This is a genomic window from Erysipelatoclostridium sp. MSK.23.31, assembly GCF_019125875.1.
GTDB lineage: Bacteria > Bacillota_I > Bacilli_A > Erysipelotrichales > Coprobacillaceae > Thomasclavelia > Thomasclavelia ramosa.
The window spans coordinates 34716-52083 of the sequence record NZ_JAHOCB010000020.1 but is presented as its reverse complement, the minus strand read 5'-3'; the positions used below and the strand labels follow the sequence as shown (position 1 = coordinate 52083).

The window sequence follows — 17368 nt, the reverse complement described above, 5'->3', positions numbered from 1 at the left end:
CACTTCTTCTTTTGATTGTATACAATCTTTGTGACAAATTGTATACAATAACAAGTTGTCCAATTAACTTTAGAATCATTTAATATATTCTTAAGTAAAATTAATGAGATGATTAATTTTAACTTATTGTTTAATCATTATAATTAAGTTAAAATATTCTAAAGAGGAGAATTATATGAAAATAAATAATCAAGATTATCATGGTTTATCAACCGCTGAAGTTAATCAGCGTATAAGTAATGGTAAAATCAACACGGTCGATAATAAAATCACTAAATCTTATAAACAGATTTTTTTAAATAATACAATTACTTTTTTTAATATTTTAAATGCTGCTTTACTCGGCTTAGTACTTTTTGTTGGTTCATATAAAAATACACTATTTATTTTAGTAATTATTATTAATACGATCGCTGGAATATATCAAGAGATTAAAGCGAAAAGAACGTTAGATCGCCTATCTATTCTTACTACCTCACACGTTGAAGTTATTCGTGATGATGAATTAAAAGAAATTGATATTGATCAGATCGTTCTGGATGATTATATTGTCTTAACTACAGGAGCCCAGATTCCAACTGATAGTATTTTAATTGATGGGCATATGGAGACTAATGAATCACTGCTCACTGGTGAATCAGATCCTGTTTTAAAACAAAATGGCGATACTTTGTATTCCGGTAGCTTTATTACCTCTGGTAAAGGAATTTGTAAAGTTATTCACGTTGGGGATGATAACTATATGAATCAGATTACACAGGAAGCAAAACGTTTAAAGAAACATAATTCTGAATTAAATCGTTGTTTAAATAAAATTTTAAAATATGTAAGCATCGTTATTTTACCGATTGGCGGTCTATTATTTTTAAAGCAATTTTTTTATGGAAATCAAACATTTAACAACTCAATCGTTAGTACCGTTGCTGCTATACTAGGAATGATTCCAGAAGGTTTAGTGCTGCTTACAAGTGTTGCTTTGACCTTAAGTGTTTTACGATTAGCAAAACAGAATACTTTAGTTCAGGAATTATTTTGCATTGAAACTTTGGCACGTGTTGATGTCTTATGCTTAGATAAAACCGGGACTATTACTGAAGGAACAATGAAAGTTGAATTTGATGTTAAAATGAGCAATGTTGATATTAGTGAAATCGTTGGAAACTTAATGCATTCTCTAACAGATGTTAATGTCACTGCTCAAGCATTAAAAGAGCATTATCAAACAAAAACTAATTTTAATCCATATTTTGTTATCCCTTTTAGTTCTGATCGAAAATATAGTGGTACCTCCTATTTTAATCGTGGTACATATTATATTGGAGCTTATCAGTTTTTATTTCCAAAGGGAAATGAAGAATTGGAAGAAAAATGTGTTGACTATGCTAGTGAAGGCTATCGTATTTTAGTTTTGGCACATACTGATGAAGTAATGAGTAATGAAGCTTTGCCTGTCGATTTAGAGCCTTTAGGTATTATTGTGTTAAGTGATGTAATTAGGAAAGACGCTAAAGAAACATTAGCTTATTTTAACGAGCAAGGTGTTGATTTAAAGGTTATTTCTGGTGATGATCCGATTACAGTTTCATCTATCGCGAAACGAGCTGGATTGAATAATGCCCACCATTATGTTGATGCAACTACCCTTTCAACTTCTGAAGAAATAGCAGAAGCTTTAAATAAATATTCGGTCTTTGGGAGAGTCACTCCGCAACAAAAAAAGGCTATGGTCGTTGCCTTAAAACAACAGGGTCACACTGTTGCAATGACTGGAGATGGAGTCAATGATGTTCTAGCTTTTAAAGAGGCAGATTGCTCTATTGCAATGGCATCAGGAAGTGATGCAGCTAAAAATGCAGCAAATCTAGTTTTGCTTGATAACAATTTTGATGCAATGCCTCATATCGTTGATGAAGGACGGCGTGTTATTAATAATATTACGATGTCAGCATCTATGTTTTTGATTAAAACTATATTTTCTGCTCTCATAGCTATTTCAACTATCTTTTTTGGTCAAGCCTACCCTTTTGAGCCAATACAATTATCACTTATCAGCGCATGTGGTGTAGGAATACCAACTTTCTTCTTGACATATGAAGCTAACTTTGCACGAGTTGAAGGAAATTTTTTAGAAACCGTTTTAGAAAAGTCTTTCCCTTCTGCTTTTACAATTGCCATAGGAGCTACTTTAATTACAAATATTGGTCTTGCTTTGAATTATGATCCTAACATGCTTTCAACTGTCTGTGTTTTATTTACAGGATGGAATTATACAATAGCTCTTTTAAAGATATATAGACCACTAACTAAATATCGCAAGTTTATTATTTATTCAACTCAATTTTGTTACTATATTTCAATGATGATCGGGCAGTCAATTTTAGAATTAACAGGCGTTTCATTTAACTGGCTAATGATACTATTAGGATTAATTGCGTTTTCATCAATTATTGTTGACTTGTCTGCTGAACTATTTAAATATATAAAAATATTTAAAGAATTTCTTGAAAAACGTCGAAAAAAGAGATTGTCAAAAGGTTAAGGATTTTCCTTAGCCTTTATTGTTGCCAAAATAACATAAATATTGATAGAATAGAATAAAGGAAGAAGGTATATTATGTATAATAAAATAAAATTATTGGCACAACAATACCACCAAGAAACAATTCAAACTCGACGTGATTTTCATAAATATGCTGAGCGCGGCTGGTTAGAAATGCGAACTGCTTCACTAGTAGCCCGTAGACTTGATAGTTTAGGGTACCAAGTCTCAGTTGGCAAGGAAGTTATGCGTGAAGAGTTCCGGATGGGATTACCAAGTAAACGCCTATTAACTTTAAATTACAATCGTGCCCTCCTTCAAGGAGCCGACCCCTATTACATAGAAAAAGTAAAGAATGGTTTTACCGGGGTCGTTGGAGTAATGCACAACGGAATTGGACCTGTTGTAGCAATTCGTTTTGATATAGATGCTCTTAGCATTACTGAAGATGATTCAGCAGATCATAATCCTGGTAAAAATGGCTTTATTTCTTGTAATCCTGGTGCTATGCATGCTTGTGGTCATGACGGTCATACTGCCATGGGATTAACTGTGGCCAAAATACTAGCACAAATAAAGGAACAACTACATGGAACAATCAAATTAATTTTTCAGCCTGCTGAAGAAGGTGTACGTGGCGCTAAAAGTATTGCTTTAAGCGGAATTCTTGATGACGTTGATTATATTTTTGCGGGTCATATTTGGCAGCAGGTCGAAGGGGAAGATTATGATATTTATTTGGGAATGAACGAAACATTTGCAACAACAAAACTTGACGTAACCTATCATGGTGTTTCTTCTCATGCTGCAGGAATGCCACAATTCGGCAAAAACGCCTTATTATCTGCTGCTTCATGTATCCTAAATCTTCATTCAATTCCACGTAATAGTGATGGTTGTACCCGTATCAATGTTGGTACAATTAGAGCAGGAACAGGAAGAAATGTAGTCCCAGAAACAGCTAAATTAGAAATCGAAGTACGTGGTGCCACTACAGAATTGAATAATTATATGGAAGTTTATGCTCGGGATGTTATTAGAGGAGCAGCATTAATGCACGATACCATTGTAGAGATAAACGAGATGGGCAAAGCTTATTCGCTTGACTGTGATAAAAAAATGATGGATTTAATTCGCCATATTTGTATCGATCATTTAGGTGATATTAAAGTTGCCAAAGAGGATTTAAGCCCGCTAGACGGTAGTGATGATTTTTCCTATATGATTGCCACTGTCCAAGCACATGGCGGAATAGGCACTTATATGAAATTGACAACTGATCTAGTCGCTTCACCTCATAACTGTACATATGACTTTAATGAAGATGTTTTGTTAACAGGAACAACTGTCTATAGTAGCATTGCCTACTATTTATTAAATCAAGATTAATATTTGTGATAGAATCAAGATTCTATCACTTTTTAAATTAAAAAAGAGCACAATTTGTGCCCTTATTTAAAGAAATCCATAAATTTATCAACTGCAGTATCCACACCACTATCAAGATCGGTTTTAAATTGATCAAATCGAACTTTAGCATCAGCTATAATATCATCAACTTCTCCATCTTTAGCATTATAAACTTTTGCAGCGTATTCTTTTGTGCTGATCCCTAAATCTCTAATTGAATTATCATCGTCAACTTCTCCCTTATCTGCAGCCATTTCTAAATAACTACCATGTTCGTAAAGCTTTTTCGCAACCTCTTTGTCTTTAACATCATCGATATTATCGCGAATATAATTTACTGCTTCATTTACATCATCACGATTAACTTTATAGTCACTACTAAATTTATTTTTAACTCTACTATCAATTCCCTCTAATCCATTATCCTCATCTGATTCATTAGTGGTAGTATTGTTATTACTATCTTTGTTAGTATCATCATTGTTTGAACATCCAACAATCGAAAAACTCATTGCAAATAATAACAATAAACAGCATATTGATTTTAAAATACGTTTCATATCTATTCTCCTTTAACTTATCTATCTATATTTTTCACCAAAATTATTTTTTTAAACAAAATATCATAAAAATCATGTATAATGAATTTGGTGATTTTTATGAAAGAACAACAATTAGATGCATTACTAGAAAATATTAATTATGAAATAAGTTTATTATCCAATGCAAGTGCCTTTATCAAACAAGTCTTTTCTGATATATCTTGGGTTGGTTTTTACCTTTGCCAAGATAATCAGCTGATCTTAGGTCCATTCCAAGGAAAAACAGCTTGTACACTCATCCCCTTTAACAAAGGTGTATGCGGTGCCTGTGCAACAAATCTTAAAACTTACTGTGTTCCTGATGTTCATCAGTTTCCTAGTCATATTGCTTGTGATAGCGCAACAAACAGTGAACTTGTTATCCCGTTGATTATAGATAATAGCTTGTATGGCGTTCTAGATTTAGATTCTCGTTGTTTTGCACGGTTTCAACCTGATGACCAGGAAGAGCTAGAAAAATTAGCACTCATAATTATTAAACATTTAAAACGAATAAAGGAAGAAACAAAATAGTTTCTTCCTTTTAACTTTTTTTATCAAATTTTTGTTTACATTTAGGACAGGTAATTGTAATTTGTCCCCGACCACGTGGCACTCTAACAGTTTGCTTGCAGTTAGGACATAGAAAATATTTATGCATTTTATCGTTTTTATTACTTTTAATAATATTAATTCTTTTTTTGACAGGCTGGATTAAAGATAAAAATTTATCATTTTCAGCTCGCCTTTTATAAATATTACGAGAATAGGTCCTAAAAATATTAATAATTAAAATTATCCAAATAATTGTTGCAAGATATGGATTGCGAATTACAAAAAGATTTAAAATTAATAAAATTAATGCAAATATTAATAAAAAATTGTTTAGTTGATCCGATCCATAACGACCTGACATAAAGCGATACAGCGCATTTTGAAACTTATTCATGTTAACCCTCTTTTCAAATTATACATTAAGTATAATTTGAAATTATTAAATCTTTATGAATTATTTTCATTAGTATCTTTTTTCTTATGTTCTTTACGACTACAATCGTATGTCTCTACAATTAACGTTTTAAAAAATTGAATTAATGCATTTCTTGTATCACTGTTCATATTTTTGATTTCTTTAATAGCCGTAATTAGATGTGATAATGATTTTTCTGAAAAATCATTAATTTTTTCAATTTTAGCTGCTTCTAAAATTGAAAATACTGCAGTAACTGCATCCTTTCGTGTTTTACTGTCGACTTTACTTAGCCATGATTTAAAAGCTGCATCCATAGTTTGGCTGTCCTTACTCATTTCAGTAGCACAAACAAATTGTGTTCCTTCTACTGACCAGCTAAAGCCACTATGTTGCATTAAACCTTTAGCGCTACTTTTAACTACTATTTTTTCTTCAAGATTCTCAAGCATTATCCCGAATACGGAACTTTCTGGAATGAATTTTTTTATCCTAGTAGAAATATTGCGGTAATTATCTGTATTTAGCATTTTTTGATTAAAACCAGGGCCGTCATTATTATAAATCTCAATAATTCGTTTAGATATTTTAGAATTCACACAACTAGATGCATAAACTGCTAAATTTCCTCCTTTTGAATGACCACCAACACGAATTTTAACGCCAGATATCTTTTGGGTGATATATATCCTAAAAATTTGATACCACTTCATTTTATAATCACAATGGCATAAAAGATAAAAAAGTGATTTAGAAAAATCGATTTCAGCAATTTTAGCCAAATACTCAACTGCTCTTTGCTGAGAAGCAACTGGAAATTGATAAGTCATTTGAAAATCCTCACGCCAGCCTAAAATTGTATCATCAGTGCCACGAAAAGCAACATAAATACTACTATCTTCTAATTGAAAAGTAATTGCTGCAAATTGTTTTATACTTTGATAGTCCAGTTCATTAATATAATTAGATAGCAGAATATTTTGATAACGCGGACATTTAGCTAATTCTTGTAATAATGTAATTGATTCCTTAGTGAAAGATATCTCATCTAGTAATTCTCCAATATTATTTACTTGACTAAAATTATTAGCAACATCTTTTAAACAATAACTTTGTTCATTGGGAAATGTGGGAACTATTTTATCAAAATCAACATAAACTAATTCACTTAAAATCAAGCCATCAATATCATTAAATGGATCTATTCTCATTGACAGATCACCTCGCCATTTTAAATAATCATATATATTGGACATTTTTGTTCCCCCTTTCCTTTTTTGGCATTATACCATATTTAAAAAAAATTATACAACTTCATGACATTTATTGACAATAAATTTTTGAAACCTATAATGTTTATGGAAAGGTCGAGAAAAATGAAGTTATTCAATAAATTTTCAAAAAAACAAAAAATTACCTTTATTTCAGTATTATTTCATATATAATTATTAGTACAGTTTATTTAATCTGGCAAAAAAATAACCAATTGTTAACTTTTGTCAAAGACCCAATACTAGAAATCAACCATGAGTTTGATTATCAAAAAATAATTAAAAATATTAAAAATGTCCAAACATCCGATATTAAGGTCGACACATCTAAATTAAAAAATGATAAAATTGGCAGCTATCCTGTTACCTATATTTATCAGGGCAAAAAGTTCACAGTAAATATTAACGTAGTTGATAAAACTAAGCCTAAATTTGAAATTAATAATATTGAAATAGATGCAGGAATGGATGTTGATCCAACAATGTTAGTTGATAACATTGTTGATGAAACAAAAACAACTATTTCTTTTAAAGATGCATATAATTTTTCAAAAAAAGGAAAAGTCAAAGTGACAGTAATTGTTAGCGATGAAAGTAATAATAAATCAACAAAGCACGCTACTGTTACAGTTTTATCTAAAGATACAACAAAACCAACTATTTCTGGTCTTAATGATCTAACTGTCACTTTAAATGGTAAGGTTGATTATTTAGCTGGCGTTAAAGGAAATGATAATCGTGATCCACATCCACAATTGACTATTGATAACAAAAAAGTAAGATTGGATAAATTAGGTGATTATATTGTAACCTATACTTGCAAAGATAGGTCTGGCAATAAAATAGTTGCTAAAAGAAAAGTTTCAGTTGTTGAAAAGAAAGAAATTGGAGTTTATGCTCAAACTGAAGAAAAAGTTATTTATTTGACATTTGATGATGGTCCTTCAAAAAATACCAAACGTATTTTAGATATTCTTGACAAATATCATGCAAAAGCAACTTTCTTTGTGACTGGTACAAACCAAAACTATAATTACTTGATCAAAGAAGCATATCAGCGAGGTCATACAATCGGTTTACATACTTACAGCCATGATTATAAAACCGTTTATACTTCAGTAACCGCATATTTTAATGATTTAGAAAGAGTTGGAAACATGGTTAAAAATGAAATTGGCTTTATTCCAAAGTATATTCGTTTCCCTGGTGGAGCTTCAAATACAATTTCACGTAAATATTGTCCTGGAATAATGAGTATTCTAGCAAACGAAGTAATTGACCGTGGTTATCAATTTTATGATTGGAATTATAGTACAGGTGATGCCGGTGGAAACAATATTCCAGTAATCAAATCATTGCTACTGCTACAGCTGGAAATGCCAATAATCAAGTGATTCTTGCTCATGATACAGATGCCAAAAATACCACGGTAGATGCCCTTCCGGCAATAATCGAGTATTATCAGGCACTAGGTTATTCTTTTAAAAGTATAGATGACAATTCTTATGTTCCTCATCATCATATTAATAATTAAAAGTAGTTTTCGAAATTGGCTCTAGAATTTGATTTTTCAAAAGATGGAACCTATTTCAATAAAACTATTTTTATTTTTAAGATTTATTAAGAGATTCTTAGGATTTATTATGATAGAATTTTTAAAATAGCGTGTTATGATTATAATTGTTATGTATTGGTTAATTCTTGCTAATTCATTGCAAAGCAATTGTAGTTATATTACAATTAGATAAATTTTGTTTTTTATGAGGATGTTATTTATGGGAAAAATTAAAGGTTTAAATAAACAAGAAGTTGCAAAGCGTATTAGTGAAGGGAAAGTGAACCTTTCCCCTAAACCAGTAGTTAAAAGTAATTTTCAAATTATTATGGGGCATGTTTTTAACCTCTTTAATGCCTATAATTTTATTATTGCTGCTGCTCTAATTGCTGTTCAAGCATATTCAAGTTTATTTTTTGTTGTTATTGTCATTTCAAATACTGTTATTAGAGCGCGACAAGAAATAAAATCTAAAAATATGGTTGCTAAATTAAACTTGATCGTTTCGCCAAAAACTAAAGTTATTCGTGAGGGAAAAACGATTTCAATCGATAACGAAGAAATCGTTCTAGATGATGTAGTTTATTTTGAAACCGGTAATCAAATCAGTGCTGATTCAATTATTATTGAAAATAATGTTGAAGTTGATGAATCACTTTTAACTGGTGAAGCTGATCCAATTTCTAAAGGGCCTGGTGACCATTTATTATCTGGTAGTTTTATTTTGAGCGGTGCTTGCTATGGTAAGGTTGAACATGTTGGAAAAGATAACTATGCAAATAAAATTACTGATCAGGCAAGAACTCGTAAGCCTGTTAGCTCTGTCTTATTAAACACTTTTAATAAAGTTACTCGTTATACTAGTTATTTAGTTTTACCATTAAGTATTTTAATGCTCTATCAGGCTTATATCATTCGTGATCAAGGAATTACAAGCACAATCGTCAACACTGCTACAGCTCTGCTAGGGATGCTTCCTAAAGGACTAGTTCTATTAACAAGTGTATCTTTAGCTGCTAGTGTTGTTAAATTAGGGAAAATGAACACTTTAGTTCAAGAAATGTTTAGTATTGAAACCTTATCACGAATTGATGTTCTATGTTTAGATAAAACCGGTACCTTGACTGAAGGAAAAATGGAAATCGAACAAGTCATTAAATTAAAAAATCCATTAAATCTTGATCTGGATGAGATTATGTGTTCCTTTGTTAAAGGATCTCTTGATAATAATATTACTTTTAAAACACTTAGTAACTATTTTACTGGCCCTGCAAAGTATGAAACATTAGACCGTATAGCTTTTTCTTCAGCCCGGAAATGGAGCGCCATTGAACTAGATTCAATAGGAACAATTATTGTTGGAGCACCAGAAATAATTCGTCCTGATTATCAATTATCACCAAGAATTATTGAGATGCAAAAAAGCGGCGCACGTGTTTTATTAATTGGCCATCACCCAACATTAAATATCTTACAGGAAACTTTAGGACAAACAACACCGATTGGGCTAATTGTTATTAAAGATCCTATTCGGAAAGATGCTCATGAAGCCCTTAAATTTTTCAGTGATAATGATGTTGCTGTAAAAGTTATATCTGGTGATAATCCAGCGACAGTTAGTGCAATCGCTAGTCAAGCAGGTGTTGCTAATGCAGAAAAATACATTGATGCTTCAACAATCGTTACTGATCAACAATTAGAAGATGCAATTTTAAACTATAATGTCATTGGTCGTGCTAGTCCTTTTCAAAAGCACCAGATGATCTTATGTTTACAAAAACATAATCAAAAGGTTGCGATGACAGGTGATGGAGTAAATGATGTTTTAGCATTAAAAGATGCTGATGTTTCAATTGCGATGGGTTCTGGTTCCGATATTGCCCGCCAAGTATCGCAATTTATTATTATTGATGGTAAATTACAAACATTAGTAGAAGTTGTTCGAGAAGGTCGCCTAGTTATTAATAATGTTACACGTTCTGCGTCAATGTATTACTTGAAAACAATTTACACGATTTTACTTTCAATATTATCTATTTTAATGAATATACCTTATCCTTTTATTCCTTTCCAAATGACTTTATTGGATATGTTTATTGAAGGTTTCCCTTCATTTATGATTTTATTTGAACGAAATATCGAAAAACCAAAAGAATCAATTGGTCATCATGCTATGCGTTTTTCCTTACCTAACGCATTAGCAATAGTTTTAAGCGTTGCTGGTATAAGATTACTCGCACCAACCTTACAATTGTCGTTAGCAGAAACTTTTTCAGTCCTATATTTTACAACTGCTTTTGTGTCTATTCACATGATTTATCGTATTTATAAACCATTAAACTGGTATCGAGGTGGAGTTTTAATAATTGATATTATTGGCTTTATCCTCTCTACACCGATTTTTTGGCCACTTTTAGAAATGCATGTATTAACACCTAAGTTAATTCAAATTATCCTAATTACGATTGTTATTAGCATTCCTGTTTTAATCATCCTGACAAGGAGTGTTAGTTATTATCTTAAGAACCTAAATAGTAAAAAAGCTTTATAGCATTAATAAGCCTGTTCAAGTTTTTCTTGGACAGGCTCCCATTTAAAACAAATCTATTTATCTAAACAAAAAGATATATTTAGATACATTACTGTACCTTCTATATCTATTTTTCATTTAAAAGTTGAATTAACTTAATCACATCTTCTTGAATCCGAGGTGGTAAATATTGCGGCTTGGCTAATAAAAAACCTTGAAGATAATCAACTTTAAGCTTAATCACCTGCTTTAATTCATCAATCGTTTCAATTCCTTCAGCAATTAATTTCATATCCCGTTCATGAGCATAATTAACAATGTTTTCAACAATTTTACACTTATCAGGATCACTATCAATATTACGAATTATATCCATATCGATTTTAATAAATTTAGGTGAAATCAGCAATAAGATTCGATCACTATTATATCCACTTCCATAATCATCTAATGCTAATTCTGCTTGCCATTTTTTCATTAATTCTGCTTTTTGCTGATGATAATTTTCGTCAATGTACTCAACTTCAGTAACTTCTAAAACAACATTTTTTAAATACTTTGAATACTCCTTTTCTAGCTCATCAATTTTTTTAGTACTTAAAATTTGATTTGAAATAGAATTAATAAATATTTTACAATCTTTATTAATTCGCTCATTTCGTAAATGGTTGGCAAAGGTTTCAAGTGATGAGGACCATGTTAATTCTTCAATTTCTGCTAAACGTCCCTCCTCTTTAGCTATTTTTAAAATATCAAGGGGATTTTTTAATGATGGCATAAATGATCTCATTAATGATTCATATGCATAAATAGTTCCATCTTTGCTACTTATAATTGGTTGAAAATAAAACTGAATTGCTCGATCTTCAATAATAGTGTTTAATTCTTCTTTACTTTCGCTTAAAAAAGAATCCGCAATATAATCATTGAGATTAAACTCTGTTAAATTACCTTTACTTGTACGTTTGATCTTATACATTGCATAATCAGCATAATGTTGGAGTTTTTCAAAAGATTCACTATCCCGTGGATACCAGGCAATACCGCCTGATGCATTGACATGAAAATTACTATTATCAGCCAAAGGAATAAAAGCCTTGCTAATTGCTTCCTTTAATTTATTAATTAACTGCTTAATTACATTTTCATCATCATAACCATAAAAGAAAACAAAAAATTCATCACCAGAAATCCGTGAAATAATAGTATTTTCTGGGGTGCTGTTTACAAATGTTTCAGCAGCTTTAGAAATGTAATTATCACCAATTTCATGCCCATAATTATCATTAATGTACTTCAGATTATCTAAATCTAACATCAATAGTGCTGCTATTTTTATTTTGTTTATTTCATTTTCAAATAAACTATTCATGATCCTAATAAATGCTCTCCGATTCAAAAGTCCAGTTAGAGCATCATGATCACGTTCATATTCAATCACATTCTTTTCAACAATTGTATTAGTTACATTCTCAATTACCCCAGTATATGCATTATCATTTACCAATAGCCGTAGATTCACAAAAACATAATTATCATCATCAGGAATTTTGAAGAGATATTCTTTTTTGCTATAATCATGTGAAACAATATATTGTTTATAGCCTTCAAATGTTTCTTTAAATTTTGTCATTGTTAATTCTGAAGTATTAACATCATATTTTAGTAAAACCTCAAAAAAGTTTTCTGATATAAACAATTCTTCAGTGTTTATATTATATTCGAACCCTGCTAGCTTAATACTTGCCATTTGTAATAAATTAGTGAATTTCAAGGCAGTATCACGAACATTTTGATTTAGTTGTTCCATCATATTTGCAAGATGATCAATTTCAGCAATATTTGTACGTCTGAAAGAAATCTTATTTTTAATATTAGCTTTTACGACTTCATCTGATAATTTTTTTATTGGTTTTGAAATGATATAACTAAAAATGAAACTTCCACCAATTCCAACTGTCAAGGTTAAAAAGATTGCGAACATCAAAATCGAAGTGATTTTATTTGTAAATGCAAATAAATCTGAAGTATCAACTATTCCTACTAAAGCCCAGCGTTGATTACTGTATGGTGTATTAGAATTATAAATATTCAAATATTTTAATGAACTATATAAAGTGTTAGAACCTTGATTGATATAATAATCATTCTCAGATTGCATTAATTCAGTTGTAGGACTTTTCGTCGTATAAATATTTCCATTCGTTAAAATATTACTTAAAATCAATGAATCATCTTGATTGATTGCCAACAAATAGCTTCCATTACCTTCATCAAGTAACTCTGTACTGGGCAATAATTTGTTCAAATAATCTAATGTAATATCAATTCCAACGACACCATAAACAGCTCCTTGATCGTTGATTAGCGGTAATGAGTAGGTGAAAGCCTCATTTTCAGAATCTCTCAGGCGAAAACTCCCACCCCAATAGCCCATATCAGTACTCGAAAATTCTTGTGAATTACTAATTGCCTGCTGGTATGGAGTATAGAAAAAATCATAATATTTTATGTTTGCTTTTTTAAATTCAAAACGTGGCCGCCATGATGAATCAGTAGCAATATTTAAAGATTTAACCACTTCAGTTGGAGCTCGTTCAATTAATAAATCCCCATTTTCTGCTGAAGCTTTTGATAATGGATCAAGATCTCTTAAATATATTCCAGGTTTATCTTCAAGTCCCTTATCCAAGTCATGATTATTAAAAATGATATATGCCCCTGTAACATGCTGAGAGCGCATTGTTGAAATCAATTGATCTACAACTGCCAAAATAAGTGGTGTTGCTGTTTCAGAGCTGTCATCAAGATGCTCATAATCAACCTTTCCTTCACTAACAAGCTGCTTAGCTGTCGTATTTATGTGGTCTGTCAATTGAGATAAATTGGACCAATTGTTTAACATTTCATTTTGAAGATAACTGCTTCGATTAATAACTCGCTGATCAACAATATCTTTAGCGTTCTGGTTTAATTTAGCAAACATTCCACCAGTTGAAAGGCTACCAACAAGGATTGTTGTCTCGATTAACACTAAAATACACATTACTACAAGTAAATATGAAAAAATTGATTTGTTTTTCATGATTTTACGAAACATCACAATCCTCCTTCTATAGAACTATTTAATTAATGATTCTAATTGGCTTTTAGTATTAGTATACCACTGATTAAAATAAGTATCATTATTAAATTGGCTAATTGCTTGTTCTAAATTCATTCCATTTGAAAGATTAGTAATAACTGTTTCACGATCTTGTTTAGCTAAATTACTCATTGTTGTTTCTAAAACATTTCTTGCATCAGTTCCCTTTTCAAAAGGAACTGATGTATACATATTATTATCTGAAATCATTTTAAGACTAGTATTTAACGTTTTCTTTACTGACTCATTGACTTCTACTTCATCAGTAATCTTATCAAGATCATTTGCACTTTTGGTAACTGGCAAATAACCACTAGCATTTGAAAAAGCAATATTTTGTTTATCACTAGTAAACCATTTCAAAAATTCAACAGCTGCCTGTTGTTCTTTTTCTTCACTTTTGAGAACAACCATTCCTGCTCCTTGTTGAACGACATAATCTTTACCATCTTTAAATTTAGGGCAAGCAAATGTCTCCAATTCAATTGAATGGCTTTCTTCGTCATTTAAAATAACTTCTTTAGGAAAATATGTGACACTCGAAGATGAAGAAACACAAGCAAGAATATTTCCGATTTTTATATCATCACTTCTAAATTTACCTGATGAACTAAAATAACCACTTATGTAAGGAACATAATAATTATCCCATAATTTTTTAGCAATATCTGCTTCAAAATTTAATACGATTTTATTATCCTTTTTACTAAAAATATCTGTTGCTAGCTGGCGATAGCCAACGAGCATATAATTTGCAAAAGCATCACGACCAAAAAATGCTTTTCCATCATTTGGAGCAGCTGTCAAACTATCAGTCCAGTTATAATATTGCTCTGCAACCTTAGTAACACCCTCAATTGTATTTAAATCATTTGTTGAAGCACCCGTAGCATTTGCAAACTTCTCCCAATCTGTTTTATTCAACATAAATAACTCTACTGATTTAGCCACTGGAAAAATTTTTAATGTATCTTTACTTGAAAAGTGTCCTTCTTCAAGATAACCATCGACATACTTAGATAGCTCGTCTTTACTAAAATATTTATTTAAATCTACTGCATAACCTAACTTATCCACTTGATAAGCTGTGTCACCATACGCTGCAAAAATATTCGGAATATCTGCAGCCCCAGCTTTTCCATTAATTGAATCTAAGACATTTCTTTCTAAATCAGAAATTGTTCCTTGACCAGAGCCCTCAACAATTATCCCTTTTTCTTTACCGACTGTTTTGTTAAATTCATCGACTAGACGATTAAATTCCTCTTGTTGCGCACCATTATAATAATGCCATACTTGAATCGTCGTTGGATCATCCTTGTCTAATAAGTTTTTATCCTCATTACTACATCCAGTTACAGCAAAAAACATTAATAAAGATATCAAAACTAATCTTACTTTTTTCATATGCTTATCTCCATTCCCTTATCCCCTAAAGGATAACACAAATTGGTCATTTATACAATCTTCACACTTTATCAATACAAAAAAGGATACCTATTGATATCCTCTATGACAACTCCATTTTTCCAGTATACAATTGATAATATCTTCCTTTTTGATTAATTAATTCATCATGATTCCCACGTTCTATGATTTCCCCATGATCGAGTACCATGATTGCTTTTGAATTACGAACTGTAGAAAGACGATGTGCAATTACAAAAACGGTACGATCTTTCATTAAACTATCCATCCCTTTTTCAATCAATTTTTCAGTATGAGTATCAATAGAACTTGTAGCCTCATCCAAAATCAAAACTGGGGGATTAGCAATTGCTGCACGAGCGATAGCTAATAGCTGACGTTGTCCTTGTGATAAGTTAGAACCATCACCGGTTAACATTGTTTGATAGCCTTGCGGAAGTCGCCGAATAAATGAATCTGCATTTGCTAGTTTAGCTGCTGCCACCACTTCTTCATCACTAGCATCTAATTTACCGTAACGTATATTATCTTCAATCGTTCCTGTAAATAAATGAGTGTCTTGCAAAACCATTGATAACGATTGTCGCAATGCTGCTTTTTTTATTAATTTAATATCAATTCCATCGTATGTTATACTGCCAGAATCTAATTCATAAAAACGATTAATCAAATTAGTAATAGTTGTTTTCCCAGCTCCTGTAGAGCCCACAAATGCAATTTTTTGACCTGGTTTTGCATATAAGTTTAAATTTTTTAAAATAGGATGGTTGGGGACATAACTAAAACAAACATCATGGAAGCGAACATCACCTTTTAACAAAACCAGTTCTACATCACCATTAGAACGGGGATGACGCCAAGCCCAAAGTCCAGTATTTTCATGACACTCAACTAGCTTACCATATTCATTGCGAACATTTGTTAAAGTGACACTTCCTTCATCTATTTCAACTTTTTCATCCATAATTTCAAAAATACGTTCTGCACCTGACATTGCTGCCAAAATAAAATTCATTTGTTGGGAAAATTGATTTACTGGCATCGCAGTTTGTCGAACAAAAACCAAATATGATGATAAACTTCCTAAATCCATAATCCCATAAATTGCCATAAACCCGCCTATTACAGCAGATAATGCATAATTCAAATATGAAATACTGACAACTGTTGGTATCATAGTTCCTGAATAAGTAACTGCTTTCGTAGCTGCTTGTCGTAAAGCTTGATTTCTTTTTTCAAACTCGGCAAAGTTCACCTGTTCATGATTGAAAACTTTAACTACTTTACTTCCTTCGACCATTTCTTCAATAAAACCATTTAAACTTCCCATATATTTTTGTTGTTGATTAAAATACTGCTTACTCTTTTTACTACTATAACGAATAAAAATAAACATCATTACCATTGAAGCAATTACAATGATTGATAGATAAGGATTTAAAATAATAATCATCGTAATTGTTCCTACAATCATTATAAAACTTTGAATCAACATTGCAAAACTATTATTTAAAGCTTCTAAAATTGTATCAATATCACTAGTAAATCGACTCATCAACTCACCATGAGTACGCTGATCAAAAAAACTAAGCGGTAAGTTTTGTATCTTATCAAATAAATCTTCACGAATTTCTTTAACGATTTCTTGAGCAGTTTTTACCATTAATTGATTATATAGATGACAAGCCCCGACACCAGTTAAATACATAATTGCCATCGTTATTATTGCTTGTAATAGTCCAGCATTATTACCTGGTAGAATGTAATCGTTAATAACCGGTTTTAATAAATAAGTACCTAAAATATTTGCACCTGCACTAATTAATACTAAAATAGCAATGATTATGAGTGTTCCTATATGTCGAGTTAAATAACTAGCCATTGCTTTTAAAGTTTTCTTTAAATTTTTAGGGCGTGGAGTTCCGTTTATTCTAGCCAT

At 31.1% G+C, this 17368-nt stretch carries 11 protein-coding genes; 5 read left to right on the top strand and 6 right to left on the bottom strand.

Going from position 1 to position 17368, the window contains the following annotated elements; all coding sequences use genetic code 11:
- Window positions 1–175: 175 nt before the first annotated feature.
- Together KSU54_RS10185 and KSU54_RS10180 are read left to right on the top strand one after the other, a co-directional pair.
- Window positions 176–2539, top strand: coding sequence for a cation-translocating P-type ATPase (locus KSU54_RS10185; RefSeq protein WP_117792441.1), 2364 nt, complete (start codon window positions 176–178; stop codon window positions 2537–2539).
- Between the two features lie 75 nt (window positions 2540–2614).
- Window positions 2615–3928, top strand: coding sequence for an amidohydrolase (locus KSU54_RS10180; RefSeq protein ID WP_003537713.1), 1314 nt, complete (start codon window positions 2615–2617; stop codon window positions 3926–3928).
- A gap of 62 nt (window positions 3929–3990) precedes the next feature.
- Here KSU54_RS10180 and KSU54_RS10175 read toward each other — a convergent pair whose 3' ends face one another.
- Window positions 3991–4509 carry a hypothetical protein gene (locus KSU54_RS10175; RefSeq protein WP_008791709.1) on the bottom strand — a complete coding sequence of 173 codons (519 nt, stop codon included), beginning with the start codon at window positions 4507–4509 and terminating at the stop codon, window positions 3991–3993.
- A gap of 81 nt (window positions 4510–4590) precedes the next feature.
- Here KSU54_RS10175 and KSU54_RS10170 point away from each other — a divergent pair, with 81 nt between their 5' ends.
- Entirely contained in the window at window positions 4591–5064 is a 474-nt protein-coding gene (locus tag KSU54_RS10170) for a GAF domain-containing protein (protein WP_003537711.1), read from the top strand.
- Between the two features lie 10 nt (window positions 5065–5074).
- Here the strand turns inward: KSU54_RS10170 and KSU54_RS10165 are convergent, their stop codons facing one another.
- Together KSU54_RS10165 and KSU54_RS10160 are read right to left on the bottom strand one after the other, a co-directional pair.
- The gene (locus KSU54_RS10165; protein WP_008791707.1) at window positions 5075–5479 is read right to left on the bottom strand and encodes a hypothetical protein; all 405 of its coding nucleotides are present in this window, start codon (window positions 5477–5479) and stop codon (window positions 5075–5077) included.
- Between the two features lie 53 nt (window positions 5480–5532).
- Window positions 5533–6756: an Mbeg1-like protein gene (locus tag KSU54_RS10160; protein WP_117792439.1), complete on the bottom strand. Its 1224-nt coding sequence runs from the start codon at window positions 6754–6756 to the stop codon at window positions 5533–5535.
- Between the two features lie 230 nt (window positions 6757–6986).
- Between KSU54_RS10160 and KSU54_RS10155 the strand changes: the two genes are divergently transcribed.
- Together KSU54_RS10155 and KSU54_RS10150 are read left to right on the top strand one after the other, a co-directional pair.
- Window positions 6987–8165, top strand: a complete 1179-nt coding sequence (locus KSU54_RS10155) for a polysaccharide deacetylase family protein (RefSeq protein WP_226814540.1) — start codon at window positions 6987–6989, stop codon at window positions 8163–8165.
- A 381-nt stretch (window positions 8166–8546) separates the two neighbouring features.
- Complete coding sequence (locus KSU54_RS10150) at window positions 8547–10877, top strand: HAD-IC family P-type ATPase (RefSeq protein WP_009301061.1); 2331 nt, start codon at window positions 8547–8549, stop codon at window positions 10875–10877.
- Window positions 10878–10983: 106 nt separating this feature from the next.
- Here KSU54_RS10150 and KSU54_RS10145 read toward each other — a convergent pair whose 3' ends face one another.
- The 3 genes from KSU54_RS10145 to KSU54_RS10135 form a co-directional block, all read right to left on the bottom strand.
- On the bottom strand, window positions 10984–13956 hold the full coding sequence (locus KSU54_RS10145) for an EAL domain-containing protein (RefSeq protein ID WP_008791704.1): 2973 nt from the start codon (window positions 13954–13956) through the stop codon (window positions 10984–10986).
- Window positions 13957–13977: 21 nt separating this feature from the next.
- Entirely contained in the window at window positions 13978–15408 is a 1431-nt protein-coding gene (locus tag KSU54_RS10140; protein WP_008791703.1) for an extracellular solute-binding protein, read from the bottom strand.
- Window positions 15409–15511: 103 nt separating this feature from the next.
- On the bottom strand, window positions 15512–17368 hold the full coding sequence (locus KSU54_RS10135) for an ABC transporter ATP-binding protein (protein ID WP_008791702.1): 1857 nt from the start codon (window positions 17366–17368) through the stop codon (window positions 15512–15514).